The following is a 26,913-nucleotide window of genomic DNA, read 5'->3' as shown; positions in this document are numbered from 1 at the left end:
GTAAATCGAAGATGTCGGGTAACTCGCCTAACACTGTTTTCACGCATCGGGCCATTCGGCCCTCGGTCTGCCGGAAGTGGTCGGCACGGAAGCGAGTTCAGCGGACACATCCGCGCCGACTAACCGTGTGCGACCGGTTACTGACACAGCCTTAAGTTGATGGGACGTCTTGAATACAAGAACGTTATTTTATATGAAACTCAGCTAATCAATAATAAAACTATTAAAGAATAATTTTAGCCTAGAAGAAGGGGTAAGAATGAAAGAAAATTGGATACCTTTAAACACTCAAGAAGATATTGATAAATTAATCAATATATTTGGGGGATTTCATGATGCATGCTTAAAAGAGTTGTACATGTGGACGGAACATTATGTGGATTTCGACTTATCGATGAGTATAAGTGATAAGTTGGATACTCGAATAAGAGCACTTTTTCAAAGACAGTGGGAGAATCCCTCAGCCTTAGAGCTTTTATTTGAGGAAGTGACAAGATTAAGTATTACACCGAGCACTGAAAACTATGATTCAATTATTTATGATGGAACACTTTTATATAAGGCGGGGCTATTTTACTGGGCAGACGATAAAAATTGGACTCCAGGAAAAGAGACTAATTATGGCGTGAACTGGATTGCAGCAAAAAAGGTAAGTTGGAGAGAAGTAAGTCAGTGGATGGGGAAACAACAAAGATATGGAATAACTAAATGATTCCATAGTAACTTATAGAAGAGCTGAGCATCTCATAACATTCATGCTGCCGACCCTAATATCAACCAAGGCTACTAGAATTCGGGCTAAAATAGCGTGGGGATTACTATTGGATCGGAGAAAGTATTGATGGGGCATCCAATAATGAAATTTCAAAGAAGCATTTTCGCCAAGGTCTTTCTCGGAGTTATTTTATTGATATTCAATGCAGCAGGGATATATTTCGCCGGCATAAAGGTGGCAGCAGTTTTTTTAATACCTTCTATTGCAGCCCTTCTGGCTATTATCGGCAACAGTTATCTAGTGTCTAACGGCACAGTGACCAAATACTTTTTTGGCTATAGACTCTTAGAAATTGATATTCTCGAAATAGATTTAATAGAATTTTATAGCGTGAAAAAATTTGGCACTATAGAAATCAACATAGCCTCCCCCGAAGAAGATGAATATAGATTGCATTTGAAAAATGGAAAAACGATAAAAATACCATCAAATTATACAGACGGAAGAGTAACTATAGGGAGCTACATATGTAAGAAATATAAAGTGAAGAAGAAAGAAACGAGGAAAATAAGATATTTTTACTCCTAATTTTCAGCTCGTGAATTGGAGGACACTATGGAGATTAAACTTGTTCCAGTAAAACAAGAAGAAAAAAACATACTGTTGAATCTATATCAGTTGTACTATTACGATTTTAGCGAGTTCACAAACCAGGATATCAATAAAGAGGGAAAGTTTGATGTGAATATTGATTTCTTTTGGGAAGGAGATCATAGATGGCATCCTTATTTTATAGAGACATCCGGAAGGATCGCCGGATTCGTAATTGTGCTTCTTGAGAATTTAGATGTAGATCCAGATCCAACACATGTTATTTATGATTTTATGGTTATGAAGAAATACAGAAGAAAGGGTATCGGGCATGCAGCAGCAATCCAAGCATTTAAGTTGTACAAAGCGAACTGGAAAATAGTCCAGATGGCGACTAATACTCCTGCAATATCGTTTTGGAGAAAAGTGATAAAGGATTATACAAAAAGTAAATACACTGAAATATTTAGGGATGATGTAAAGAAGTATGTTCAATCATTTAGCACAAAGCCATAAAAGAGTAAATGAGGGGTTATTTTTGTCGGCATCGGCTAACACCGAATTTCCGCATCAGTAGTTAGTACCGGAAAGGAGTTTAATCATTTGAACAAATTTTCTACAATCCTTCTTCTGTTGTTGTTTATGTTGTGTGTTTTACCTGGCTGTACTTCAGATGTTATTGATACGCCAGAGTACAAAGGCAAGCATATAGTTATCGGTATCATAGGAGAACCTCCTACAATAAGAGAAGGAAATGTAAGCTTTAAAAAGATGACTTTTACTCAACTAAAGGATTTACATTCCCTGTCTGAATATGACGCAGTTTTCATTACCAAAGAAAATCTGCCCGAAGCGGCCGGCCAAGAGTACGCAAAAATTTATAAAAGCGCAAGGTTACCATTTTTCTTTATTCAATCTAAGAAGTCCTATCTGCCCTTTACAGACGAAGAACTGTCATACGACGAAGTTCCAGACCTTTCATCCGATACGTATGCCACTGGTTTCTTTCAAAATCATAATAAAATTCAACATTGGGGTTACGGGTTATACAATGACAAATTAAGCAGCTCGAATATTGAGGATGTCTACACACGGATCTTTGAAACCATTGAGTCAATAGCAAGTACGTGAACATCGGGAACGTTATGCGAGAGATCGAAGATATTTTTGTAGATAGGTGGATCAAATGATGCTTGTAGAACGACTTATCAAAATTATGCGTACATATGATTTTTTGAATAGGGATATTGAATTGGTCCGGCAACTCGAACTACCGAATTGGTGGATTGCGGCTGGATATGTGAGAAATTATGTGTGGGATGATTTGCATGGATATTCTAGTCGAACTCCACTGAACGATGTGGATATCCTTTACTATGATCCGAGTGACCTGAGCGAAGAATCAGAAAAGAAATTTGAAGCGTTATTAAAGGCTAAATTGCAAGAATATAACTGGAGCTGTAAGAATCAGGCGAGAATGCATATAAGAAATCAGGACAATCCTTATGATTCAGTGGAGGACGCAATGAAGCGGTGGCCGGAAACCGCAACGTCCGTTGGGATAAGTTTGGGTAGAAATCAGAACATTGAAATCATTGCGCCTCATGGATTGAATGATCTATTCGATTTGGTAATTAGAAGAAGTCCATTTTATAAGGACGAAGACTATTTTTACAAAAGGGTACAAAGCAAGAGATGGCTTGAACTCTGGCCTAAACTAAGATTGATTGAAGAAGAGGGTGATTTCTTTGAAGATTGAGTATCTTGAGACAGACCAAACCGCTTTTGAATTAGTCCAGCCTTTATGGGAACGGCTTAGAGATCGCCATGCTTCGTTGCCCACACACTTTTCAGAGCAAATATCAAAAAATACGTTTGAAGAACGATCAAGAGATCTACTCAACAAGTCTAAACAAGGAAAATTAAAGATCATATTAGCTCGCGACGCGGTAGAGAAGAGGTTATTAGGATATTGCATTAGTTCGATTAATGAAATGAAACAGGGAGAGATCGATTCGATTTTTATCATAGATGATTTTAGAGGTATGGGCATTGGAAATGCATTAATGAAACGGACACTTGATTGGTTTGAGATCAACGGAATTCATAATATTTGCCTATCTGTTTTATTCGGAAATGAACAAGCATTGAAATTTTATGAGAAGTATGGGTTTTATCCAAGAACATATTTGTTAAAGAACAGGGCTTAAAGGGAAATCTATGAATTATTACCATATTGATACACAAGAGCGGGATAAAGTGTAAAATAAGTTAAGGGAGCCAACAACCCGATGAGGCTAAGTTAACTTAGGAGGATGGTTCATGGAGGTACACATTGAAGAAAAACAATCTTTTACCGTTATCGGAAAAATGGGACAGGGACTTTCATCCAAAAGTACAGAGTGGATTCCAAAGCTGTGGCAAGAAGCCAATCAAAATTTTAGTGAAATTAGTAATTTAGCCAAGAAAGACAGTGCAGGTAACCTGGTTGGGATTTGGGGAGCAATGAGTGATGTTTCCGAGAGATTTGAACGTTGGACAGAGCAGGGGAAGTATCTGGCTGGTTGTGAAGTTTTGAATGACTCGGTAGCTCCAAGCGGCTGGACTAAATGGATAATCCCTTCATATAAGTTCGCGGTAATGAAATGCAATCAGAATACATACCGGGATAAATTCAAATACATGGTTAATGAGTACATTCCCAATCATAATTATTCAATCGTGGGAGCCGTGCATGAATACTACAATCCATTCGAAGAAATTGGAGATTTAAATTTGTATTTTCCGATAGAAAGAATCTATGACAAATGATCACGAAGATCATTTTATTGTTAATTGGATTAGTGATTGTAACCGGCTGTGCAGCCCATGGGAATCAGCAAATTCATGTGAGAACACCTACAGATCAGGAATTGGAACGTTTTTTAAGTATAGAAGGAGTTAAAGCACTAGCAGTAAAAAAATACAAGGATCATGCCATTATTCTAGGCGACAGCTCTGTTTACACCTTGTCCATAACAGCGGATAACCAATTTCAGTATGTAGGAAGCTCATGGAGCGGGGGGCCTGACCGGATAGATATAACGGCTGTTACACAGGAAACCCCTTTTATTGGGGTTTTCATTCATCGAAATGATGTATTGGAGCACGGCAACAAAATGAAAATAACCTTTGCAGACGGAATTTCGGTTGAAGAGATTATGCACAATGAGAAAGCTTATATTGTCGACCATCCCCTTGGAAAGCTGACCAATTCCTCAGAGGCTATAGTAGAAATATTTAATGATAAAGGCGAAATGATATATAGTTCGGATGCTAATAATCATTGATGCATTGTTGGAAGGTGAGATCATAATGATATCTATTTTTTTCATGATAATAGTCATTTTTGGGCTAGTCAGTATAGATCAGTCTCTTAGGAAAAAGTTGAAGAACGATGAGAGGATTATAAACCGACTTGATTTGTTGTGGAGTGAAATAAACAAAAGCAATGAAAGAAAGTAAGTTTGGAGGTGGGTCTGCATGAAAGCAATTGGCTTCGACTTAGGGGATACGTTGATTTTTTATCGCAATGTTCAGGCCAGTTGGACCGACCTCTATGAAAAGGCGCTCACAAAGCTTTTGCAGGATATGGGTATGGATCATAACGGCGAGTTAATAGAAGCCGCAGCCCAAATTTTAAAAAAGTTCAATACGAGAATTAATCCTAGAGATTATGAAGTAAAGGATACTGATATTTTTCAAGAAATCCTCCAAGAATGGGGAACAAATAAGGATATTAAGCAAATGATCCATACGTTCTTTAGTTTTTTTCAGGCAGGGTCAGACATATTTGACGACACATTCCCTTTATTGAAATATCTAAAAGAACGAAACATAAAAATCGGAATTCTTACCGACGTACCCTATGGCATGTCTAGAGAATTAGTGATGAAAGATCTTAAGGGATTTGAGCAGTACGTGGACGTTCTGATTACATCGGTAGAGGTAGGCTACAGAAAGCCGCGGAGTGAAGGCTTCATCCAACTGGCCAATCAACTGGGATGTCACCCTGAACAGATGAGTTACGTGGGTAACGAAAGAAAGGATATTGTGGGGGCTAAGCTACTGGGGATGAAAGGGATACTCATCAATCGGGAACGATTAGATATAGATTGGGGACAAGATGTAACGATTTCAGAACTTCATGAGATAGAGAAATTATATTAATAACTCAGGAGGAATTCCATGGAAGAGAGAAAGTTAGAATACATAAAATATATTAAAGAAAAATACCCGGATAAGAAATACAAAAAATCAACTCTAACTTAACGGATGGTCTCCATAACGATGTGATTATAATCAATGATAGGGATGTTTTTCGTTTTGCCAAACACGATTTTAGTAAAAGCCTCCTACATAACGAATACAAGGTGCTTCAAATGGTTAAACCATTCGTTGATTTGACTGTGCCGGATTTAGACATGATTGATGAAGGGGTATCGAAGTATACCTACATAAAAGGCAAACCTATTTATCGGAGAAATATCCTGAAATTAAGCGAAGACGTTCAAGAGCAGATAGCTCAACAATTGGGCGTTTTTTTATCTCAACTGCATTCCATCCCGATGAGCACAATAAGCGAAAATAGAATCAATGCGTTTCCTGGTAATGGAACTAGGTACTCCTATTTAGATTTATTTTCAAGAATTGAAACAAAACTATTTCCCCATATGAAGAGCTATGTCATCGATTGCGTTCGAGATATCTTTAATCCCATTTTTAATCACACGAATTTTCTTGATTACACCCCAACCTTAATACATGGAGATTTAGCTCCCTACCACATCCTTGAGGAATTGAATGAAGTTATCGGGGTTATTGATTTTGGTGTTTCAGGTTATGGCGATCCTGCTCATGATGTTAGTGTTATTCTTGATACATTGGGAGAGGGATTCATCAATAAATTAAGTAAGTATTATACAGGTATTGATTCATTTATCGATAGATTCAGGTTTTATGCCAATGTCTCGTCAATTAGATGGGCACTGATCGGATATGAAAATAATGATGTATCATGGCATCTTAACCATCTGTTTACAGCAAAAGATATAAGTCCATATGGTGGTTGGTGAATAGCAAAAAAAATATGACTAAAGGACGAAAAGGAATGAACATAGGAGAACTTGTAAAAACACTTAAAAGAAGAAGTGATTGTATACTTTTTGAACCAAGTAGCTTACCGAAACTAACGGATAAGATTGATATACCTCAAGAACTGATAGAGTTTTATCGATTATGTGGAGGTGGAACCTTATTTGTTGATAGTGCAAGACCTATTGAGATTCTAAAGCCTAGTGAGGTTCTACCTGCAAATTTGGTCATTCTTGGGGAAGAGGCATACGAAGAACTTTTACTCAATGAAGAAAACGATATTTCTATGAAGTGGTATGTAGTCGCCCAATACGATGAGACAGAATACGTCACAATTGACTTTGACCAAGATCGGTGTGGTCGTTGTTATGATAGTTTTCATGAAACCCATGCTGTAGCAGGAAGTTGTGAAATTATTGCTTTAACTTTTTTGGAATTTCTATCTAATTTGTTAGAAACAACGACTAAAACAAGTGACAGTTTGTATTGGCTAAGAGATTTTGTTCGAATAGGTGATGCGTATGAATATGATTCATAGGAGATCGTGAGGAGTAGAGTTTATATGAGAAATTTCGATTTTACTAGGGAATAAGGAGAAGAACGAATGATAACTGAACCTACTATCCAAGAAATTAATAGAATATTTCAATTGCATCTTGTCAATGAAGAGATCGTAAAAATTCAAAGGTTGTCTGGAACAACCAGTGGCCGTGTTTATAGGCTTGATTCCAGTCAAAACAATAATTATATATTGAAATTTGACGAACCCAATCAAATCCAAATGGTCGAACAATTTCTCAATACTTATCAAAGTTCGGTGCTATTACCAAATATTCTTTTTACCGCTCAAGATAAATCACATTTTATTTACACTTACATCAAGGGTACAACTCATATTAACCGTGGATCAAAGAAAAAATGGTTAACCATACTAGTGAATGAATTGTTCAATAAATACAACAAATATCAACATACAGACACTTGGGGTAGATTAGAGTATCTTCTTCGTTCTTGGAGGGAATTCAATGAAATAAGTGTGGAGGAAGCTAGAGTCAACATTGGAAATGTTTTAACAACGGATGACTATATCTTTGCTAAATCACAGATTATTAAATTATTTGGAGAGGAAATAGGACAAGGAGAAAAATATTTATTGCATGGAGATACAGGGGTACATAATTTTGTATTTGATCAATTCAGTTTAATTGGTGTAATTGATCCATCACCTATGGTGGGACCAATAATTTATGATTTTATTTACGCTTTTTGTTCTTCTCCCGACGATATTAATATTGATACTTTATATGCAGCATTTGATAATCTTAAACAAGGACGCATTGACAAAGTAAGATTGATTGATGAGGTTTCAGTACAGCTATATTGCCGAGTGGGGCTTAGTTTAAAACACCATCCAAATGATTTATCTGAATATCTAAAGGCATGGGAACATTGGAAAGAGCTTTGTAAGAAAACTCAATGAATTAGAATAAAAGGTGAAATATACGTATTGCCAAGGCTGTAGAAAGGAACAACCAATGAAAAAGAGATCATTAATCGTTATCTTAGTCATTTCGTTTCTTTTATATGGGGGTTACCAAGGCTATGAATATTATAGCGATCATTTTGGAGATCAAAGAATAATACAGAATATTTTGGAGCGGAATCATTATGCTATCACCAAAAAGGATGCTGCTGTAAAGCTCGATCTTTCTATTAAACCTGAATGGATTCCTTTCAAGACGGAAAAACCACAAAACCTGAATATTAAGACTGCAGAAAGCCACAACACCAATATCATACTCCAACAAGTGTGGAATCGCGGCAATGATATCTATTTTAGTTTCCATACTACTTATGATTTGAACTACAAAAAGGGAAAGTTTCTATACAACATGTTGTTAAATGATGACGGTACGTATACAACGAAAGGGTCGCCAGAGGATTTCCAGCTAACCAATCTCCGTGGAAGCCAGATTCAAATAGGTCAGACCGGATATGGACCGGGTTCTGATTTTTCCTTCGGAATTGATCCAAGTGAATATGAGAGAATTCGAAACGGATTTAATGTAAGGTATTCGGGGATGATTTTGTATGAGTATTCTAGAAAATAATTCTTCGCATAACAGAAAGACTTAGATGCTATGGCAGTTCATATGGAGAGGCCAGGGATAAGATGAAGAGTATATGATTTATTTTTATAAATAAAGGGAGAATCAAACCATGCTTATTATGCAAGCAGAAGAAGCGGATCTCGAAGAGATTTTAGAGTTGCAGCGTAAGGCTTTTGTGGTTGAAGCGGCGATATACAATGATTACACGATTCAACCGCTGCGGCAGACATTAGAAGGAACTGAAATCGGAATATGAAACACAGACTTTACTGAAAGCGATGGTAGAGGGAAATATTATTGCCGGCTCTGTACGAGCTTTTGTTAATGGGGATACTTGTAATATTGGAAGGCTAATTGTTCATCCGGATTTTCAGAATAGGGGAATTGGCTCCAGGTTGCTTCGTGAAGTCGAACAGATGTTTAAGGAATACAGAAGATTTGAGTTATTTACAGGGCATAAGAGTAAGAAGAATCTTTATTTGTACGGCAAGAAAGGATACAAGATTTTTAAGTCGCAAGTCATAAATGAGAAATTGACGATGATGTATCTTGAGAAGAAGGAAATCTCCTAACACAAGGCACCTTTTAGTACCTATATTACTAAAAAGTACCTACTTTCCATTCGTGCCCATTAGAACTATAATAGCACATACTCATCAAAACCAAGTGTACTTAAGTTTCGGTTTGTACAGGAACTATTTACAGCTCGCGCGATTCGTCAGACCTCTGGCTTGTCGTTGATGGCTATGGACTTGACGGGTACATAATGACACGAAGGAGAATGGTTATGGAATTGAACTTGAAAAATAAATTAGTGTTGATTACAGGATCGACGGCGGGGATTGGTAAAGGAACAGCCATAAGCTTTTTGAAAGAAGGCGCCAAAGTTATTATTAACGGTCGCTCTGAAGAAAATGTTAAAGCAACGGTTAAAGAACTCTCGGCACTCGGAACGGTTTATGGAATTGCCGCAGATGTTGCCGATAAAGCGGAATGCGAGAAACTCATCAATAAAGTGAACGCAATCGGAGATTTGGATGTCTTGATTAATAATACGGGTGTTTTTACCGTAAAGCCTTTTGTTGATGTGACGGATGAGGAATGGCTGGAATATTACCAAATTAATGTGATGAGCGCTGTTCGTTTATCCAGAGCATTCCTGCCCAAGATGATTGAACGCAATGCGGGACGAATCATTAACGTTGCAAGTGAAGCGGGAATTAAACCCTATCCAGAACTCATTCCTTATGGTATATCTAAAACTTCGCTCATTACGCTTTCAAGAGGTTTGGCGGAAGTGGCTAAAGGAACCAATGTAACGGTTAACTCGGTTCTTCCAGGACCGACGTGGACGGAAGGATTCGGCACTTTCATTACAGACCTGGCTAAAGAGAATGGAAAAGATTTGGATACCTTTGTCAAAGATTACTTTAAGTATGACCAGCCGACTTCTCTGATTCAGCGTTATGCCACAGTCGAGGAAGTAGCGGATACCATTGTATTTCTTGCATCCGATAAAGCATCAGCCATCAACGGCGCGGCTCAAAGAGTAGAGGGCGGGATTATCCACAGTATTTTGTAATAACGCGGCTGATGCAAAAAGAAAAGGAGGAGTACACATATGAACCCCTTTAAATTTAGTAATCCTACGAAAATCCTTTTTGGGCGCGGGCAAGTCGAAGAAATTAAAAATGAAATTCCATCCTATGGACGGCGTGTTTTGCTTCTATATGGGGGCGGAAGTATTAAAAAGAATGGGATGTACGATCAAGTGATTAAAGCCCTGTCTGAAATTACAGATGTTCATGTGGTGGAACTGAGCGGAGTAGAACCCAATCCGCGATTAACAACGGTGAATAAGGGAATTGACCTTGTCAAAGACAATAATTTGGATTTTATCCTTGCTGTTGGCGGCGGAAGTGTAATTGATTGTGCAAAAGCTATCGCTGTAGGTGTATACTACGAAGGCGACGTATGGGATATTGTAACGAATAAGGCAGCAGCGGAAAAAGCCGTTCCTTTCGGTGCTATTTTGACCATCTCTGCGACAGGATCTGAAGTGAACGGCGGTTCGGTCATTACGAATTGGGAAGAAAAGGATAAGCGTTTTTTTGTCTCTGATCTTACTTTCCCTAAATTCAGTGTTCTGGATCCGGAAAATACTTTTTCCGTACCTAAAAACCAAACGGTCTACGGTATGGTAGACATTATGTCCCATGTCTTCGAGCAATACTTTCATGCTTCATCCAATGCCCCGCTGCAAGAACGGTTCGGTGAATCCATCCTGCAGACAACAATGGAAGCTGCGCCCAAGTTAATTAATGATCTGGGTAATTACGATTACCGCGAAGTCATTATGCTTAACGCATCATTAGCTTTAAATGGCATTCTATCCATGGGTGTTCAAACGGATTGGGCGACCCATATGATCGAGCATGCGGTCTCAGCCGTTCATGACATTCCTCATGGCGGAGGATTAGCGATTTTGTTCCCTAATTGGATGGAATTTGTCGCTTCCAAGAGACCGGAAAAAGTGGCTCAACTAGGGATTCGCGTTTTTGGAATTGATGCCAAGGACAAAAATGACTCTGACGTGGCGGCTGAGACGATTCAAAAATTACGTGAGTTTTGGACTTCGCTGGGAGCCCCTGAGAAGCTTTCCGATTATGGAATCGATGATACGGAAATCGGCACAATGCTTGAAAGAGCAATGGTAGCCGAAACCCTTGGAAGCTATGTCCCTTTAAATAAAAACGATGTGGAGACGATTTTAAGAAAATCATTATAATCTTTCTAAGAAGGGAGATGAAAGTAAATTGAGCGCTATTTCTATTACAGCCATCCTTCAAGCAAAACCGGGAAAAGAGCAGCTTCTGTATCAAGAGTTAGTGAAAGCAGTAACACCTTCCAGATCAGAAGAGGGATGCATAAAGTATGTCCTCCATCAATCTATCGAAAATAAAGCCGTTTTTGTATTTTATGAAATCTGGAAAGACGAAGAGTCTATCAACTTCCATATTGAGACTGACCATTATAAGCAATACCGGCGTAATACTGAGGATCTTATCGAGTCAAGGCAAGTATACCGACTGCAGGAAGTTAATTGATAATTGGGCTTAATTGCATAAGTCAGGAGAAAATCAAACGATGTCTTCAACAAAAAATGTTAACCGCCTTAGACTGGTCTTGCTGTTAGGCGCTTTTTCGGCACTGGGTCCACTTACAATCGATATGTATTTGCCGTCATTTCCTGAAATCGCTGCTGACTTTGGCACCCGTGCTTCTCTGGTGCAGCTTAGTCTAACTGCTTGCCTGGTAGGATTAGGCCTGGGTCAAATCATTATGGGCCCTTTGAGTGACGTTCATGGAAGACGGAGGCCCATAATAATCTCACTTATTCTCTATTTGATCGCTTCATTTGTCTGCGCGGTCTCACCTAATATTGTCTATTTCATAGCAGCACGTTTTGTTCAAGGCTTTGCCGCTTCCGCAGGAATTGTTATTTCCCGGGCGATCATCCGCGATGTTTATAGCGGACCGGAACTCACCAAGTTTTTTTCACTGCTTATGCTGGTAAATAATATATTTCCCTTAATTGCACCAGTGGCTGGAGGCAGCGTCATAGCCTTTACTTCATGGGTGGGTGTTTTTGTGGTTTTAGGTACGGTTGGATTGGTTTTAGTTATCCTTGCAACCGTAAACCTGAAAGAGACGTTACCTGCTCAGAAGCGAATTTCAGGCAACTTTGGCGAGCTGATTAGAGGTATTCGAACCTTGCTTAAAGATCGTGAGTTTACCGGATACGCGCTTGCACAAGGGATTATGATCGGAGGGGTATTTGCTTATGTATCGGGGACTCCTTTTATCTACCAGAATATTTATGGCGCCTCTCCACAACTGTTTGCAATTTTATTCGGATCAAATGGGATCAGCTTAATTCTCGGTTCACAAATCGTTGGACGCTTTACCCATGTGATCTCGGAGCGGCAATTTCTGCGTTTTGGATTGCTGCTATCCGGCGCGTCCAGCCTTGCGGCCTTACTTGTAATTCTTTTACACGGCCCATTACTGGCATTGGTTATTCCGCTTTTCTTTTTTGTCGCATCGATCGGAACAACTTCAACCGCTTCGTTCTCTCTAGCCATGGGGTCACAAAGTCATATGGCAGGGAGCGCATCTGCACTTCTTGGATTGCTGCCTTTCCTGCTGGGAGCATTCACGTCTCCATTGGTTGGCATTGCCGGTGAATATACCGCAGTCCCAATGGGAGTTATTATCTTGTCGACCAGCTTATTGGCTATCCTAGCTTACTTTGGACTTGCACATAAATCGCAAGCAAGCTATTCTCCGTGCTCTTAATTACAGACCATCTGAAAAGGAACGATAAAAGTGCCGCAGCATCAGTGCATAGCACTTTAGCCCGCTTTAAAAGCGGGCTTTTCACATTTATTCCTCTCCGGTTGCCACCGGATTCTCCTCATAGTTGATTCAGTCGCCCCAGTTTGACACGTCACAGAGATCAATGAGCCGTTAAAATTTGAATTCCAATAGAGTCCCCAAACAAATTGTGATAAAATATTGAAAACGCATTCATCACTATGGGTACCGGCGGTGAGAGGATGAAGCTTTTTCTATTGAATCGGTTCCGAAATTTCACCCGCAGGTTAGGGAATAAGCTGGGGCTGGCTTTTTCGCTCATCGTTTGTGTGCTGATTCTGGTGCTGGCCACCGTCTCCTATTACCGGACAACCTGGATAATTAAAGACAACTATCTTTCCAATACGGCCAAAGAGCTGGAGCATATGAATGAAAGCCTGGACAACTTTGTGGCGCAGATTGACGCGTTGTCGCTGTCGTTCAGGCGGGACGACAACTTTATGGAGGCGCTGATGAGCGATGAGGAGGATTTCTCCAGCCGTCTCTACATGGAGAACCAGCTACGGAATCTGTTCTACTCCTCCAGCGGGGACATCGCCGCCGTCTCCCTGTATATTCCCCGGACCGGGGCCAGGTACACCATATCGAGGCTGACGGACTCCCCGAAGCTGGTGGTCGATCATCCCCGGAACATCACGTCGAACGGGTGGTACAAGGAGGCCAGTACGAGAGCCAACGCATTTCGCAGCATTGAGCCGCCGGCGCAGGGACCGTCAGCTGGGGCTTATGATGCAGAGAACCAGCGGCAGTTTTTTACCTTTCACAGGGCACTCATCAATATTCCGAGTCAGCGGCCTTTGGGAATGGTGTCCATTACGATCAGCTCTGCCTACCGGGATCAAATGATCCGCGATATTCTGGAGCAGGATGCTGAGGCTGTGGCGATTTTAGACCGGAATAATACGAGCTTTTATCACAGCGGCGAGAAGAGCTTATACGATGAGGCCTCATTGCTGCGGTCCATTAATTGGATAAAGCCGGAAGGCTATTTAAATTGGAGCGGCGAACAGCAGGCTTATCTGGTCACTTACAACGTGTCGCCGGGCGACGGCTGGAAGCTAATCAAGCTGATCTCCACCAGCGTCTTGAACGAGCGGGCCAAGAATACGAGAAATCTGGAGTTTTTAATCGGGTTGGCCTTTTTGCTGATCGGCACACTGCTTGTCACCTTTGCAACGAAAACGATTACGCGGCCGCTGAAACGGTTGTCGAAGCAGATGGAGAAGTTGGGGGAAGCGAACTTTGACGTGAAGATTGATATTAACGGGAACGACGAAATCGCTTATCTCTCCAAAAAATTCAACACTATGGTAGCCAAGATCAACGAGCTGATTAATGAGGAGTATAAAGCCAAGCTGGGTGAAAAGACCGCGCGTATGAAGGCGCTTGAGGCGCAGATCAATCCGCATTTTCTATATAATGCCCTGCAGACGATATCGACGGAGGCGCTCGTTCATAGGGTCGATCATATTGACCGGATGGTGCAGGCGCTGGCATATATTTTGCGTTATTCGATTCGGACCGGCGACAATGTAAATCTGGCCCAGGAAATGAAACATGTCGAAAGCTATGTCATGCTGCAGCAGGCCCGGTACGGCGAGAGATTATCCGTCGACATCGCGCTTGAAGGAAGCATAGGCGAAATCCGCGTTCCCAAAATGGCCGTTCAGCTTCTGGTGGAGAATTCGATCAAGCATGTTCTGGAGCAGACCTTGGACCCGGTTCGGATCGCGGTTCGGGGGTATATTGGGGAAGACGGGCTTGCTGTCATCGAGGTCAGCGACAATGGTCCCGGTATTCCGGAAGATCGACTTAAGGAGCTGCAGGAGCTGCTTCAGCAGGATAACTGGATAGTCGGGCAGCAGGAGAGCATCGGTCTGAAAAATTTATCCGAAAGATTGAAGCTGCTTATCCATACGGGCGCCAGGCTGGATATCCGGAACCGTCCGGAGGGAGGAGTATCGGTACAAATCATCATGCCTGCAGAAGACCGGTAGAATAGACAGAGGGCAATCGAACGGGAGGGATCTGACGCATGTATAAGGTGTTAATTGTCGATGATGAACGTCCTGTCCGGACAGCGATCAGGCTGGCGGGCGAATGGGAGCAGCTTGCGGTGTCCGAAATCGCGGAGGCGCCGGAAGCGCGCACGGGTCTGCAGCTGCTGAAGGAGTGGAAGCCGGACATCGTGCTGGTCGATATCAAGATGCCCGTGATGGATGGGATGGAAATGCTGCGCAGGGCAAGCGCCGAGCATCCGGAAGTCAAGTATATCATTATCAGCGGCTTCGATGAGTTTGAATACGCCAGACAAGCCCTCCATTACAAGGTACTGGATTATTTACTGAAGCCGGTCGACCGGACCGAGCTGAACCGTTCCCTGCGCCAAGCCATCCGGCAGCTTGATGAGGAAAGACAAGAGCGCGAGACCGAGCAGCGCCAGCGCATGATGAATAATTTGTCCCTCCCGCTGTTCAAGGAAAAGCTCCTGACCATGATTATCGAAGGTGACCGCGTGCATCCCCCCATAATTGAGGATTACAAGCGATTGACCTCCATGACGAAGCAGGGCGTACTCTATGGCTGCGCGATTGTCCAGCTTCTAAATTTTAATAGTGTATGCGCTGCCAAGTTTAAGGGCGATTCTTTCTCCTGCTATTTTGCCGTGACGAATATGATCGATGAATGCTGCGCCCCTTGGAGCCAGGGTTTCAGCTTCCGAAGCTATAAGGCCGATCATGAGATTATTGTCGTGCTCGAAATTGGCGCTCGCCCGGAGCCCAAAGACTTCAGCGCGGCCCAAATAACGGAAATGATTGCTTCACTCCAGAACCTGTTTGGATTCACTTCGATCGCCGCCGTCGGCAGCTTCTCCCCCTCCTTTGAACAGCTCAGCGTCTCTTACAGCGAAGCGCATGCGATTAAATCCGGCATCAATATTTTGAAGAACGGAAACCGGGTATTCACGGAGATTCAAACCGGGCGCAGGGCGGAAATGCCGTCAATCCTGAACAAAAAAGAGCTGCTGATCCGTGCCTTCGAAAGCGGGAATATCGAGTTCACCCGGGGGATTGTGGCCGGATATTTTGAACACGTCAAGCAGTCCGGTTATTTCAGCATGGACGACGCAAGAAAGGCGGCAGCCGAATTTATCTTTTTAATTGAAGATATTGCGATTCAGCTCGGGGTTGCGGAAGACCTGCAGGGAAAGCCGATGTCCTTTGGAACCGTCCAATCCTATTCTTCCTTCGAGGAATTTAGCGATTTTGTCTTTCGAGTCATCTCGCATGTATTCGACAGAATTCAGGCAGGACTGAAGGGATCGGAGACATTCAACATTATCCGCATCAAGAACTATATCGACGACAATTTTTTTACCGACATCCATTTGACGATGTTCTCGGAGCAGTATTTTTTGAGCAAGGAGTATTTGTCGAGACTGTTCAAGGAAAGATTCGGGTTCGGCATCTACGAGTATGTGCTCAAAGTGCGGATGGACAAGGCCAAGGAAATGCTCGATGATCCGGCCATCCAAATCCAGCAAATTTCCAGCAAAGTCGGATTTAACGACAACGCCTATTTCAGTAAGGCTTTCAAGAAATACTCCGGCTTGTCGCCAAGCGAGTACCGGAACCGGATGCTGCAATCCAAGAAAAGCATGTGAACGGCTCGTCGTTCCATTTTCCATTTTCGTAGTGTGTCACTGGCAATCAGAGTTCAGGATATTCCTATAAATCCATCATTTTTGTACATTTCAATCGGGAGGGCTTCACGTTATTCTGGCATTGAGGGACCTTAAACGTTTACGTGGAGCCTGAAATGGGGAGTTTCAGAATGAAGAAGAGACCGGTATTTCTCGCATTAAGCTTGATTCTCTTAGTTGTGCCGTTCACAGGCTGTTCGGTTGGCGGCAGCCATTTTGCTGCGGATACGAAGGAAGCGGATACCCAGCCCCAGCCGGTAATTCTGAAAATGTTCACCTTCGGGGAAGGTCTGTCGGAGCAGCTTCATGATATGGCGGATAAATACCACACGCTGCACCCGGAAGTTACAGTGGAAACCGAGCTGATATCAAGCGAATATGATTCGGTTCTCAAGACCAGGCTGAATTCCGGCGATGTGCCGGATATTTTCATGACTCAGGGTTATTGGGCGAACCGGACGTATAAGGACCTTGTGGTGGAGCTTACCGGGGAGCCTTTTGTAGGCCAGATTGAAGACAGCGCCCTGAAATCCGCCGAATGGGACGGCAAAATCTACGGGGTTCCCGTCAGCATCCAATCGTACGGCTTCATTTACAACAAAAGAGTGTTCGAAGCGGCCGGCATTTCCTCCCTACCCTCGACTTATGCCGGACTGGAGCAGGCGGCCAAACGGATCAAGGCCATAGGCGTGACGCCCTTCGCCAACTCTTTCAAGGAATGGTGGGTGTTCAAGCATATTGCTACCCAGGCGCTTGCTGCCGAAGAAGGGGATTATGAGCAGACGGCGCAGGACATTTCGCAAGGGAAGAAGATCTTCAAGGACCTGCCCTTATTTGGCCGGACCTTCGACATGATTGACCTCATGATGAAGTACGGTAACGATCAGCCGCTTGCGACGGATTATGGTACGGGAATCGCTCTGGTGGCGCAGGGCAAAGCGGCCATGGTCCATAACGGGAGCTGGGCGGAAGGAGATTTGCTGAAGGCGGACCCGTCTGCGGAGCTCGGCTTCTTCCCGGAACCGGTCGGGGACGATCCTTCGAAGGCAAGGCTGATGGTTGACTCCTCCGTGCTCCTCCGCATCAGCGACACCTCCAAGCATATTAATGAAGCAAAAAAATTTCTTAATTACATCGTTACCGATTATATCAAGCATTATGGATGGCACGGCGAGGTCCCTGTCGTGAAGGGCGGAGCATTGCCAAGCGGCCAGCTGGCTGCCGATACGATCCGCTACATGAAGTTGGGCAGGACTTATCCATGGGTTCAAGGCTACTGGCCGGACGGTTTCGATACGCAGCTCGGGGCGCTGTTTCAGGAATATGCAGCCCATGCCAAGTCGAGGAATGAGGTGCTGGAAGAGTTGACGAAAGCCTGGGTCAAGCTGGTGAAGGCGGAGAATATGTAAGAAGGAACCTTTACACAGTCGGTTGATCGCTGCAGCCATGCCGAAAATTTTTGTTAAGGAGGTGAGTTCGCAGCCGGGTGCGATGCTGTTGCAGGCAGGGTTATTCACTCTAAGATGAAACGGGAGGACACTAGGGGATGCAAACAAAGAATAGAAAGCGATTACATCGGTTGATGGCCTCGATCATGGCGTTCAGCCTGGTCGTTCCGGCTTTCGGCTCGGGTTCCGTCTTGGCGAGAAACAGCGAGTTTACCCGAAATGGCTCGGGGCCGATGTACTGGATTTCGTATGAGCATCAATGGACCCAAAATACGTTCATGCCGGAAGACCGCTGGAAGGCGAACATCGACTGGATGGCGGAAAATTTTCAGCCGTACGGCTACGATATGGTCAGCACGGACGGATGGATTGAAGGAGCCACGCTATTAAATGAGAACGGTTACATTGTCTCGCATAACAATCGGTGGATGACTGATCCGCTGGGGGCGGGCGGTGAAACGGAGCCGGTATACGGTGTGGTTAACGGGAACTTCAACGATGAAGAGACCAAAGGCTGGACCTTTACCGGACCGGCCGGTCACGGGCGGAACGACGATAACGGCAATAAGTCGTTATGGACGTGGAAGGATGAACCCCATAAAGAAACCGTCAGCCAGAATGTGTATCTGAAGGATACGGGCCTGTACCGTTTAAGCGCCAGAGCCAAGACCAAGAACGGCATGTTCGCGGACGGCGTACCGGCCTACATGAAGATCAAGGGCTATGATGCCGCCGATCCGGAAGCAGAAACGGTAACGGCGATTACTTATGAAGATTGGACGGATTACAGAGTCGAGCTGAATGTCACCAACCCAAGTGTGGTTCTGGAATTCTCCTATGACTCTTTGTCCAAAAATAAATTCAGCGCCGGGCTCGACCTCGACGATGTAAAGCTTGAGAAGGAAACGGATGAGGTCGATACTTCGAACCATGTCGTCAACGGCGATTTCACTCAGGGAAATACGGACGGCTGGAATATTACCGGCACGGGCGGCGGCGGATTCGGCATTAATGAAAACGAAAAGGGAGCATACAAATCCCTGTACACCTGGAATCCGGGAGCCGATGAGGTACAAACGGTCTCGCAAAGCATTCATTTGCCGAACGGTCTGTACACGGTAAAAGCCAAAGCCAAGACCAAGAACGATATGATCAAAAATGGAGCGACCGCAGTATTCCAAGTGGACGGATACAACACCGAAGTGCCGGAAGCGGCTCTGGCCAAAACGGTGTCCAGCGAGAGCTGGACCGACTACTCCATGACGGTGGATGTGACGAGCGGCAAGCTGGACCTCGCATTTGTCGTGGACCCTAAAGGCAAGGCCGGCTTCGCGGGAATCGATGTGGACGATGTGGAGGTCAAATGGGCCGGTCCGAATGACTGGCAGGGCTATCCTTCCGAAGTCTACCCGGACGGCCACACCTGGAAGTACTGGGCCGACTACATCCACAGCAAAGGCATGAAGCTTGGGATCTACTATGATCCGCTGTGGGTCAGCCCGGAAGTATTGAAGCACCCGGACAAATACCATGTCACGGTTAAGAATGACGATGGCAGCACCGAGCAGATTCCGGTCGCCAGCCTGATCAAGACGGAGCCGTACAACCTCGGCAACGGCAAGCAGCTGAACGGCGACCGCTTCGACGGCGGACAGGGCGCCGACCAGGCGCTGTACTGGCTGGACGTCAACAAGAAGGGCGCCAAAGAATACCTTCAAGGCTATATCAGGTTCCTGGCCGAGCAGGGCGCTTCCTTCCTGCGCGTCGATTTTCTCTCCTGGTATGAATCGGGCTACGACCAGGGCCTCGGCCAGATCGGAACAGGCCACGATTCGGATACGGAATACGCCAAAGCGCTGCAGTGGATGGACGAAGCCTCCGCTGAGAACCATATGTACCTCAGCCTGGTCATGCCGGATCTGAAGGGCCATGGCAAGTATGAGCAGCAGTTCGGCGACATGATCCGCATCGACGAGGACGTCTTCAGCGGCGGCTGGGATCATACGAGCGGACGCCGCCAGAACTGGACGGCCAGCTGGTCGCAGTGGGCCAACTCCTTCCAGGGCTTCACGGGATTCTCCGATATTTCGGGCCGCGGATCGATGATTAACGACGGCGACTTCCTGCGCCTGAACACCTATAGCGGCCAATACGCCGACAACGAGCGGAAGACGGCTCTGTCACTGTTCACGATGGCGGGCTCACCGATTACGATCGCCGACCAGTACGATACCATCGGGGACAATGCCAAATTCTATCAGAATCCGGAACTGATCGAGCTGAACAAATCGGGCTTGGCGGGCAAGCCGATCTATTATTCCGATGAGCATTACAAGAACAACGCCAGCCGTGACAGCGAGCGGTGGGCCGGACAGCTGCCGGACGGCACATGGGCTGTCGCCCTGTTCAACCGCAGCGACGAGTCCAAGGCGCTCTCGATGAATTTTGTCAAAGAGCTGGGAATTGCTGACGGAGCCTATGTCCGCGATATTTGGGAGCACAAAGACCTTGGATACAAGGCACTCTTCTCCAAGACGCTGGAGCCGCATGACGCGGTCGTGCTCAAGCTGATTCCGAAGACGGCCTCCAAATCGTATCAGGCGGAAGTGGCTTCGTATCAGGGCGGAGCGATCTTTGGCAATGATGCGGCGGGCTACCAGGGCTTTGGCTATATCGCCGGGCTTGAGCACAAAGGCGCCAAGCTGACCTTTGCCGTCAGTGTTCCGCAGGATGGAAATTATCCGCTCAATGTCCGCTATGCCAACGGAAATGAAGCGGACGGTTCTCTGGCGGTTACTGTGGAGGATATTGCCGGCAGCCCGGTCGATTCGGACACGGTGACTTTCAAATCGCTGGGTAAATCGGCTTGGGATAAGTGGAGCAGCGCGGAGAAGACGATTTCGCTGAAAAAAGGAACGAATCTGATCACGCTGGCGCAAACGGAGGACAGCGCGGGTTCGGTTCATATCGACTCGATTTCCTTCAGCTCCGGAACCGGCCAACTGATCAACGGTGATTTCGAAACGGGCAATGAGACCGGCTGGAGCGTAGATACGCAGGGTACTACCATCTGGCACGGCGTGGATACCAATGATGCCTATGCCGGTCACAAGCAGTATCTGTACTCCCCGGATGCGGGCGGAAAAGCGGTCTCCCAGCAGAGAATTACCAGCCTGAAGAACGGACATTACACATTGTCGGCCATGGTCAAGCTGATGCCGCACACCGACCCGACATTTGCGGGCGGAAAAGCGAAAATGATCATTTCCCAGCCGGGCAAAGATGATGTCACGGTGGATATTACGCCTAGCCTGAAGGATGGAGTCCCATCCACAGGCAAGACGAAATGGGATGCGGGCGATTTTCAGTACAAGGAATTCAAAGTCGAAGCGGATATTACCGAGCAGGAAGCGACGGTAAAATTCATTCTGGAAGCTCCCAAGCCGGATACTTCCATGCAGATCGACAACGTGAAATTTACATCCGAGGAATCGGCGGCTGAGACTTTGTCCGTAGCCTTGTACAATCCGAGCTTTGACGAAGGCTTCGCCGGATGGAGCCGCACGAACATGACGCATCAGGCGATTACGCGGGACGGGGATAACGCTTTTACGCAAATCGGCGGCGCAAGCGACTACTCCTCCGATATTTGGCAGTTCGGCAATGCGCCGGCAGACGGCGTGTATCAGCTGACGCTGAAGACCCGCAAGACCGGTGAGCTCGGCAAAGCCCAGGTCTACGTAACGTATTCCGGCGGTACCAAGACGCTTGATATTCCGGCCGGGGCGGAATTTACGGAGCTGAAGCTGCCGAATATTCAGCTGGCCATGAATGAAGTGGTCAAGGTCGGCGTGATCTCCGAAGGCAAAGCGGGCAGCAGCTTAAGCATCGACGACTTCTTGCTGCAGAAGGATAATGACCAGCAGTATAAGGATGTTACCTTCGTTAACAGCCTGTCGGAAACCGATCCGTACCAGGTATCCGCAGACGGACGGGCGGTTGTGCTGAATTCGCAGGGCAGTGCGAAGGTGAAGCTTGAATTCGTGAAAGCCGATACGGCCAAGGTGTGGATGGAGCCGACCGGCACGTTTGCCAAGAAGGATACCTTTGTGGTGGACAGCGAGCAGGGCTCCGTAATCCCATCCGTTAAAGATATGGGTGATGAAGGCTATATTTTGATTCAGACGGACGCCTTGAGCATCCGCGCCTACAAGTCGCCGTTCCGCCTGGCTTACTATGACGCTTCGAACACCAAGCTGCTCTCGGAGCAGGTTGGCGGCGCAGGCTTCGGGTATGACGGTGACACCGGCGTATACAGCGAGATGGCTCTGGCTCAGGATGAGCATTTCTTCGGGCTCGGCATGGACCGCGACGCGCAGTCGTTCGACCGTCTGGGCAAGAAGGTGGTTATGAACAATGCAATGACCGGAGGCTATGGCGGCAATACCTCCGATGTTTCCAGCACGTTCTTTACGAGCACGAAGGGGTATGGGCTTTATTTTGACAATACGTACGAAAATGTGACCTTCGACTTGGGTGCTGCAGATGCCGGAAAATACAGCTTCAGCGCGCCGAACGGGGAAATGCTCTACTATTTCATAGCCGGCGACACCGGCGGTTCCCTGAACAGCATCATGAAGAGCTTCTCCAGCCTGACCGGCACCGCTCCGATTCCGCCAATGTGGGCGCTGGGCTATATGCAATCCAGATTCGGCTACAGAAGCTGGAACGAAGTGGACGGCATCGTGGATACCTTCCGCAGCAAGGATATTCCGCTCGACTCCATGGTGCTGGATGTATACTGGGCGAAGAAAAATCATTATTTCGATATGACCTGGAACGATGATCCGGCGCAGGATTTTTCGAGTCCAAAGGCCAATATGGCCGAGCTGCAGGAAAAAGGCGTGAACATCGTAACCATCGTCGATCCTTATATCCAGGTAACAGCTTCCAACTTTAAAGAAGGCGACAGCAAAGGTTATTTCGTCAAGGACGCTTCCGGCAAAACAGTCATTTACCCGGCCTGGTACGGTAAAGCGGGACTGATCGACTTCACGAATCCCGAAGCGGCCAAGTGGTACAGCTCCCAGGTGAAAAAGCTGCATGATGCCGGCGTGAAGGGCTACTGGATCGACCTTAACGAACCGGAACAGCCAACCGACTCGTTAAGAGACCAGTTCGCTGCGGGCAGCGCGGCGGAAATAACGAACGTGTACGCATTGAATGAGGCCAAAGCGTTCTATGACGGTCAGCGCAGCTATACCGGCGACCGGGTCTGGACGCTGGCAAGATCTGGATTTACCGGCATCCAGCAGTACGGCACTACCGTCTGGAGCGGTGACATCGACGCCAGCTGGGTTTCCTTCTCGCATCAGCTGCAGCTGGGTCTCAGCGCGGCGGCATCGGGCATCTCCTATTTCACTAACGACACCGGCGGATTTAATGGCAAGCCTTCGCCGGAGCTGTACACCCGCTGGATGCAGGCGGCTTCCTTAATGCCAATCTTCCGGTCGCATGTGGCTCTCGGCGACAATCCTTCGGACCCGACCAATATCCGGGAACCGTGGGCATTCGGAGCCGAAGCGGAAGCTTCGGTGACGAAAGCGATCAATCAGCGCTATCAGCTGCTGCCGTACATTTATTCCACCGCCAAGCAGACAGCGGACGGCGAAGCTTCGCTGATGAAGCCGCTCGTTATGGATTATGCGAACGACAGCAATGTATATAACATTCAGGATCAATGGATGTTCGGTGGCTCCATTATGGCTGCGCCGGTAAATAAGGAAGGCGCATCTCAAAGAATGGTGTATCTGCCAAGCGGAACCTGGTATGACTGGAACTCCGAGCAGAAATTTAATGGAGGACATGAAATTACGTACAATGCCGATCTGAATACCATTCCGATGCTGGTGAAGGAAGGCGCCATTATTCCGACACGAGCGGTTCAGGACTTCGCGGAGCAGACGCCGGCTAGCGAATTGACGCTCAAAGTATATCCGTTAACCAGCGGAGAAACTTCCAGCTTCACGCTATATGAGGATGACGGCAGCACGTACGCTTACGAGAAAGGCCAATCTGCGGCAACCGAGATCAAGGCAAGTGCTCAGGCTGACAAAGTGTCGCTGAATATCGCGGCAATTAACGGCAGCTACACTGGTAAGGTCGAAAGCCGAGTATGGGCTTCTGAAGTGAAGATCGGAGCCGAAGATAAGGACGTCTACTCGGTCAAACGGAACGGCAAAGAACTGACAGAGGTTGGCTCGAAAGAGGCCGTTCAAGCAGGCCATGATGTCTGGTTCTATGATGCGGCTGCCCATAAGCTGTATTTCCGGACGGCCGAGGCAGCAACCTCCGAAGCGCAGCAGATTTCAGCTTCGCTTACAGGTAGAGGCGCACCGAGCATCAAGGACGTGACGCTGGACGCAGCCATGCACCGCGCCGGCAGCGCAAAGGACGTACAGATTGTCGTTCATACAGCCAACGTCACTGACGGAACGGCTGTCAAAGCCGTACTGCTGAAAAACGCCCTGCCCTATGCGGGGGTTCCGGCGGCATCCGGCTCTATTACGGGCGGTACAGCGAACCTGACGCTGTCCCTTCCGGCCACACTGCCTGCGGGTCCGTACCAGATCCGGGTCGAAGAGGGAAGCGTATCGTATACGCTGGATTACACGGTGCTGAAGAGAATGGAAGACAGCTTCAAGATGGAGCCTTCGTTCAACATGAATAAGCTTGAAGCCGGCAAATATCTGGATGCCAAGGTCAAAGTTACGAACGCTTTGTCCGAAGACAAGCAAGTGCTGATTATCGCTGCGCTTTATGACGGGAACGGCGGACTGAAGATGGTTAACCACGCTTACAGCTCCTCCCTGGTCAAAGCGGGTCAGACCCTGCAGCTGAACGCAGGCTTCCAGCTTCCTGCAAGTGTGGCGGGATTCAAGGTCAAGCTGATGGTTTGGGAAGGCGAGGATCTGATGAACACCACCATGATGCCTCTGGCAGACGTAGTAGAGTTGACCCCTTGAACGATTAGATGAACAATCCGGCGGGATTTCCCCGCCGGGGTTTCTTTGCAAAAAGGAGGCAAACAATGAAGAAGAGCATTCCTGCGCTAATCCTGATTCTGCTCCTGTCTACGTTCTGGCAAGCATTGGCGACTGCTTCCGAAACTGTCTGGTTCACAAATGTTACCGCAAGCGCCGACATATCAACCAAGCAGGCAACGGTAACGGGGAAGGTGGCGTCCGGAGCGGGACAACTGGTGACGCTGAAGGTGGCGGAGCCCGGCGGCCAGCTTTTTCTGGATAGTATAACAAGCGGAGACGGCGGTGCCTTCACGTTTACATGGAATATTTCCGCTGAAGGCAAGTATGAGGTTCAGCTTGGCGTGGAGAACAGCGACACTCCTTACAAGACGAGTTTCAGCTATGGGCAGCTGGCATCGGCGCCGCCTTCATCAACGCCTAGCGCCAAGCCGAGCGCGGCTCCAAGCGCCACTCCCAGCGCTGCTCCAAGCGCGACTGCAAGTGCTACACCGAGTGCGGCCCCAAGCGCCACACCCACCGCGTCTCCAAGCGCTGCGGCATCGACAGGGCCGGGAACGCCGACATCCCCGGCGCCGACTCCCTCTCCGGCCGTCGTGCGGGTGACGGAGGATAAGCTCACGATGAACGACGCCTTGAAAGAGGCGACGTTCACGCTTGGAACAGGCACGGAGGCGCGCATTCCGGCCGCGCTGCTGGATAAGCTGGCGCAGGACGGCAGCGGGCTGAATTTGGCGGGGGCCGATTTTACGCTTAAACTAAGCGCCCAGACGCTCGGCGAACTGGTCGCCGCGGCATCCAAGTCCGGCGGCGAAGCGGCTTTAAGCGTTGTGAAGGTGCCGCCTGCCGACAGCGTGCCCCTGCTTGCGCTTGCGAAGCAGCGCGAATTCGCCGATTTGAAGCTTGCAAGCGATATCTACGAATTTAAAGCGAAGCTGATCTCAGCTGGCGGAGCGGAAACGCCCGTAACCGCATTCGCGCATCCGGTGACGCTTCAGCTCAAGGCAAGCGGGCTTGCCGCCGCCAAGCTGGCCGGTCTCTATTATCTTTCCGATGCGGGGGAGCTTGAGTACATTGGCAGCCTGTCCGCAGGGAATGTGGCAATCGGCCAAACGGATCATTTCAGCAAGTACGCGGTGCTGGAGTACCGCAAAACCTTCATGGATGTTCCCGCTGGAAGCTGGGCCTATGGCGCCGTTACTGAAATGGCGGCAAAGCATATCGTGGAAGGGGTCAGCCTGAAGGAGTTCGCTCCCGCCCGCCAAGTAACGCGCGCGGAATTTGCGGCGCTGCTTGTTCGGGCCCTGGGCCTTGGCGGAGGCGGCGCTGCCTTCACGGATGTTCCCGCAGCCAAGTGGTATGCGGATGAAGTGGCCGCGGCTTATCAGGCCGGAATCATCAAGGGAACCGGCCCGGATACCTTCAGGCCGGAGCAGACCATCAGCCGCGAGGAAATGGCGGCCATGCTCGTTAGAGCCTGGAGCATCCTCCATACGCAGGCCAAACCGGATGCTGCGGCATCCCCGGTCTTTAACGACCAGGCCGCAGTCAGCGTTTGGGCGCGCGATGCCGTGAGCACAGCGGCGGGACTCGGCCTGATGAAAGGCCGAAGCGCTTCGGCGTTCGTCCCGCAGGGGACGGTGACCCGCGCGGAAGCGGCCCAGGCGATCGCGAATATCGGGAATGCCGGAAACTAAGACCCGGTACCCGGTTAAATAAAGAAAGATGCCTC

The 26,913-nt window shown here is 47.0% G+C and carries 24 protein-coding genes; all 24 read left to right on the top strand.

The window, feature by feature from the left end:
• Window positions 1-259 precede the first annotated feature (259 nt).
• The 24 genes from PSAB_RS19515 to PSAB_RS24700 all read left to right on the top strand — a co-directional run bounded on the left by PSAB_RS19515 (window position 260) and on the right by PSAB_RS24700 (window position 26,878).
• Window positions 260-712 carry a hypothetical protein gene (locus tag PSAB_RS19515; protein ID WP_025336268.1) on the top strand — a complete coding sequence of 151 codons (453 nt, stop codon included), beginning with the start codon at window positions 260-262 and terminating at the stop codon, window positions 710-712.
• Window positions 713-841: 129 nt separating this feature from the next.
• Window positions 842-1,303 carry a hypothetical protein gene (locus tag PSAB_RS19510; RefSeq protein ID WP_025336267.1) on the top strand — a complete coding sequence of 154 codons (462 nt, stop codon included), beginning with the start codon at window positions 842-844 and terminating at the stop codon, window positions 1,301-1,303.
• Between the two features lie 27 nt (window positions 1,304-1,330).
• Window positions 1,331-1,822, top strand: coding sequence for a GNAT family N-acetyltransferase (locus tag PSAB_RS19505; RefSeq protein WP_025336266.1), 492 nt, complete (start codon window positions 1,331-1,333; stop codon window positions 1,820-1,822).
• 87 nt (window positions 1,823-1,909) lie between these two features.
• Window positions 1,910-2,437 carry a hypothetical protein gene (locus PSAB_RS19500; RefSeq protein WP_025336265.1) on the top strand — a complete coding sequence of 176 codons (528 nt, stop codon included), beginning with the start codon at window positions 1,910-1,912 and terminating at the stop codon, window positions 2,435-2,437.
• Window positions 2,438-2,492: 55 nt separating this feature from the next.
• On the top strand, window positions 2,493-3,065 hold the full coding sequence (locus PSAB_RS19495; protein WP_226991730.1) for a nucleotidyltransferase family protein: 573 nt from the start codon (window positions 2,493-2,495) through the stop codon (window positions 3,063-3,065).
• On the top strand, window positions 3,055-3,516 hold the full coding sequence (locus PSAB_RS19490; protein WP_025336263.1) for a GNAT family N-acetyltransferase: 462 nt from the start codon (window positions 3,055-3,057) through the stop codon (window positions 3,514-3,516). The genes PSAB_RS19495 and PSAB_RS19490 overlap by 11 nt, the downstream gene beginning before the upstream one ends.
• A 112-nt stretch (window positions 3,517-3,628) precedes the next feature.
• Window positions 3,629-4,117, top strand: a complete 489-nt coding sequence (locus PSAB_RS19485; RefSeq protein WP_025336262.1) for a GyrI-like domain-containing protein — start codon at window positions 3,629-3,631, stop codon at window positions 4,115-4,117.
• Window positions 4,114-4,635: a hypothetical protein gene (locus tag PSAB_RS19480; protein WP_025336261.1), complete on the top strand. Its 522-nt coding sequence runs from the start codon at window positions 4,114-4,116 to the stop codon at window positions 4,633-4,635. Before PSAB_RS19485 ends, PSAB_RS19480 begins: the two co-directional genes overlap by 4 nt.
• 193 nt (window positions 4,636-4,828) lie before the next feature.
• Window positions 4,829-5,515, top strand: coding sequence for an HAD family hydrolase (locus tag PSAB_RS19475; RefSeq protein ID WP_025336260.1), 687 nt, complete (start codon window positions 4,829-4,831; stop codon window positions 5,513-5,515).
• 77 nt (window positions 5,516-5,592) lie between these two features.
• Complete coding sequence (locus tag PSAB_RS19470) at window positions 5,593-6,420, top strand: phosphotransferase family protein (protein ID WP_338045088.1); 828 nt, start codon at window positions 5,593-5,595, stop codon at window positions 6,418-6,420.
• 35 nt (window positions 6,421-6,455) lie between these two features.
• Window positions 6,456-6,977 (top strand): SMI1/KNR4 family protein, encoded by a 522-nt coding sequence (locus PSAB_RS19465; protein WP_025336259.1) that lies wholly within the window; start codon window positions 6,456-6,458, stop codon window positions 6,975-6,977.
• Window positions 6,978-7,043: 66 nt separating this feature from the next.
• Window positions 7,044-7,919 (top strand): phosphotransferase, encoded by an 876-nt coding sequence (locus PSAB_RS19460; protein WP_025336258.1) that lies wholly within the window; start codon window positions 7,044-7,046, stop codon window positions 7,917-7,919.
• 55 nt (window positions 7,920-7,974) lie between these two features.
• Complete coding sequence (locus tag PSAB_RS19455) at window positions 7,975-8,550, top strand: hypothetical protein (protein ID WP_025336257.1); 576 nt, start codon at window positions 7,975-7,977, stop codon at window positions 8,548-8,550.
• A 109-nt stretch (window positions 8,551-8,659) separates the two neighbouring features.
• Complete coding sequence (locus tag PSAB_RS26230; RefSeq protein ID WP_226991728.1) at window positions 8,660-8,806, top strand: hypothetical protein; 147 nt, start codon at window positions 8,660-8,662, stop codon at window positions 8,804-8,806.
• Window positions 8,807-8,828: 22 nt separating this feature from the next.
• A complete protein-coding gene (locus tag PSAB_RS26595) occupies window positions 8,829-9,122 on the top strand; it encodes a GNAT family N-acetyltransferase (protein ID WP_476739327.1) in 294 nt (97 codons plus the stop codon).
• Between the two features lie 215 nt (window positions 9,123-9,337).
• Window positions 9,338-10,132 (top strand): SDR family NAD(P)-dependent oxidoreductase, encoded by a 795-nt coding sequence (locus PSAB_RS19445; RefSeq protein WP_025336256.1) that lies wholly within the window; start codon window positions 9,338-9,340, stop codon window positions 10,130-10,132.
• A 39-nt stretch (window positions 10,133-10,171) separates the two neighbouring features.
• A complete protein-coding gene (locus PSAB_RS19440) occupies window positions 10,172-11,338 on the top strand; it encodes an iron-containing alcohol dehydrogenase (RefSeq protein ID WP_025336255.1) in 1,167 nt (388 codons plus the stop codon).
• Window positions 11,339-11,366: 28 nt separating this feature from the next.
• Window positions 11,367-11,657 carry a putative quinol monooxygenase gene (locus PSAB_RS19435; protein WP_025336254.1) on the top strand — a complete coding sequence of 97 codons (291 nt, stop codon included), beginning with the start codon at window positions 11,367-11,369 and terminating at the stop codon, window positions 11,655-11,657.
• A 40-nt stretch (window positions 11,658-11,697) separates the two neighbouring features.
• Window positions 11,698-12,909: a multidrug effflux MFS transporter gene (locus PSAB_RS19430; protein WP_025336253.1), complete on the top strand. Its 1,212-nt coding sequence runs from the start codon at window positions 11,698-11,700 to the stop codon at window positions 12,907-12,909.
• A 260-nt stretch (window positions 12,910-13,169) separates the two neighbouring features.
• Window positions 13,170-14,984: a cache domain-containing sensor histidine kinase gene (locus PSAB_RS19425; protein ID WP_025336252.1), complete on the top strand. Its 1,815-nt coding sequence runs from the start codon at window positions 13,170-13,172 to the stop codon at window positions 14,982-14,984.
• A 38-nt stretch (window positions 14,985-15,022) separates the two neighbouring features.
• Window positions 15,023-16,651 carry a response regulator transcription factor gene (locus PSAB_RS19420; protein ID WP_025336251.1) on the top strand — a complete coding sequence of 543 codons (1,629 nt, stop codon included), beginning with the start codon at window positions 15,023-15,025 and terminating at the stop codon, window positions 16,649-16,651.
• Between the two features lie 170 nt (window positions 16,652-16,821).
• Window positions 16,822-18,099: an ABC transporter substrate-binding protein gene (locus tag PSAB_RS19415; protein ID WP_025336250.1), complete on the top strand. Its 1,278-nt coding sequence runs from the start codon at window positions 16,822-16,824 to the stop codon at window positions 18,097-18,099.
• Window positions 18,100-18,236: 137 nt separating this feature from the next.
• Complete coding sequence (locus PSAB_RS19410) at window positions 18,237-25,163, top strand: TIM-barrel domain-containing protein (protein ID WP_025336249.1); 6,927 nt, start codon at window positions 18,237-18,239, stop codon at window positions 25,161-25,163.
• A 65-nt stretch (window positions 25,164-25,228) separates the two neighbouring features.
• On the top strand, window positions 25,229-26,878 hold the full coding sequence (locus PSAB_RS24700) for an S-layer homology domain-containing protein (protein ID WP_025336248.1): 1,650 nt from the start codon (window positions 25,229-25,231) through the stop codon (window positions 26,876-26,878).
• Window positions 26,879-26,913 lie beyond the last annotated feature (35 nt).

Source organism: Paenibacillus sabinae T27, assembly GCF_000612505.1.
GTDB classification, from domain to species: domain Bacteria; phylum Bacillota; class Bacilli; order Paenibacillales; family Paenibacillaceae; genus Paenibacillus_AQ; species Paenibacillus_AQ sabinae.
The sequence above is the reverse complement of the archived record's forward strand: the minus strand, read 5'-3'. Positions and strand labels throughout refer to the sequence as shown.

Excerpts from the sequence above, each read along its gene's own strand:
- PSAB_RS19455 (WP_025336257.1), top strand. The coding sequence starts at position 7,975 with ATGAAAAAGAGATCATTAATCGTTATCTTAGTCATTTCGTTTCTTTTA.
- PSAB_RS19495 (WP_226991730.1), top strand. The coding sequence starts at position 2,493 with ATGATGCTTGTAGAACGACTTATCAAAATTATGCGTACATATGATTTT.
- PSAB_RS19515 (WP_025336268.1), top strand. The coding sequence starts at position 260 with ATGAAAGAAAATTGGATACCTTTAAACACTCAAGAAGATATTGATAAA.
- PSAB_RS19410 (WP_025336249.1), top strand. The coding sequence starts at position 18,237 with ATGCAAACAAAGAATAGAAAGCGATTACATCGGTTGATGGCCTCGATC.
- PSAB_RS24700 (WP_025336248.1), top strand. The coding sequence starts at position 25,229 with ATGAAGAAGAGCATTCCTGCGCTAATCCTGATTCTGCTCCTGTCTACG.
- PSAB_RS19415 (WP_025336250.1), top strand. The coding sequence starts at position 16,822 with ATGAAGAAGAGACCGGTATTTCTCGCATTAAGCTTGATTCTCTTAGTT.
- PSAB_RS19465 (WP_025336259.1), top strand. The coding sequence starts at position 6,456 with ATGAACATAGGAGAACTTGTAAAAACACTTAAAAGAAGAAGTGATTGT.
- PSAB_RS19460 (WP_025336258.1), top strand. The coding sequence starts at position 7,044 with ATGATAACTGAACCTACTATCCAAGAAATTAATAGAATATTTCAATTG.
- PSAB_RS26595 (WP_476739327.1), top strand. The coding sequence starts at position 8,829 with ATGGTAGAGGGAAATATTATTGCCGGCTCTGTACGAGCTTTTGTTAAT.
- PSAB_RS19445 (WP_025336256.1), top strand. The coding sequence starts at position 9,338 with ATGGAATTGAACTTGAAAAATAAATTAGTGTTGATTACAGGATCGACG.
- PSAB_RS19485 (WP_025336262.1), top strand. The coding sequence starts at position 3,629 with ATGGAGGTACACATTGAAGAAAAACAATCTTTTACCGTTATCGGAAAA.
- PSAB_RS19440 (WP_025336255.1), top strand. The coding sequence starts at position 10,172 with ATGAACCCCTTTAAATTTAGTAATCCTACGAAAATCCTTTTTGGGCGC.
- PSAB_RS19430 (WP_025336253.1), top strand. The coding sequence starts at position 11,698 with ATGTCTTCAACAAAAAATGTTAACCGCCTTAGACTGGTCTTGCTGTTA.
- PSAB_RS19480 (WP_025336261.1), top strand. The coding sequence starts at position 4,114 with ATGATCACGAAGATCATTTTATTGTTAATTGGATTAGTGATTGTAACC.
- PSAB_RS19510 (WP_025336267.1), top strand. The coding sequence starts at position 842 with ATGGGGCATCCAATAATGAAATTTCAAAGAAGCATTTTCGCCAAGGTC.
- PSAB_RS26230 (WP_226991728.1), top strand. The coding sequence starts at position 8,660 with ATGCTTATTATGCAAGCAGAAGAAGCGGATCTCGAAGAGATTTTAGAG.
- PSAB_RS19425 (WP_025336252.1), top strand. The coding sequence starts at position 13,170 with ATGAAGCTTTTTCTATTGAATCGGTTCCGAAATTTCACCCGCAGGTTA.
- PSAB_RS19420 (WP_025336251.1), top strand. The coding sequence starts at position 15,023 with ATGTATAAGGTGTTAATTGTCGATGATGAACGTCCTGTCCGGACAGCG.
- PSAB_RS19505 (WP_025336266.1), top strand. The coding sequence starts at position 1,331 with ATGGAGATTAAACTTGTTCCAGTAAAACAAGAAGAAAAAAACATACTG.
- PSAB_RS19475 (WP_025336260.1), top strand. The coding sequence starts at position 4,829 with ATGAAAGCAATTGGCTTCGACTTAGGGGATACGTTGATTTTTTATCGC.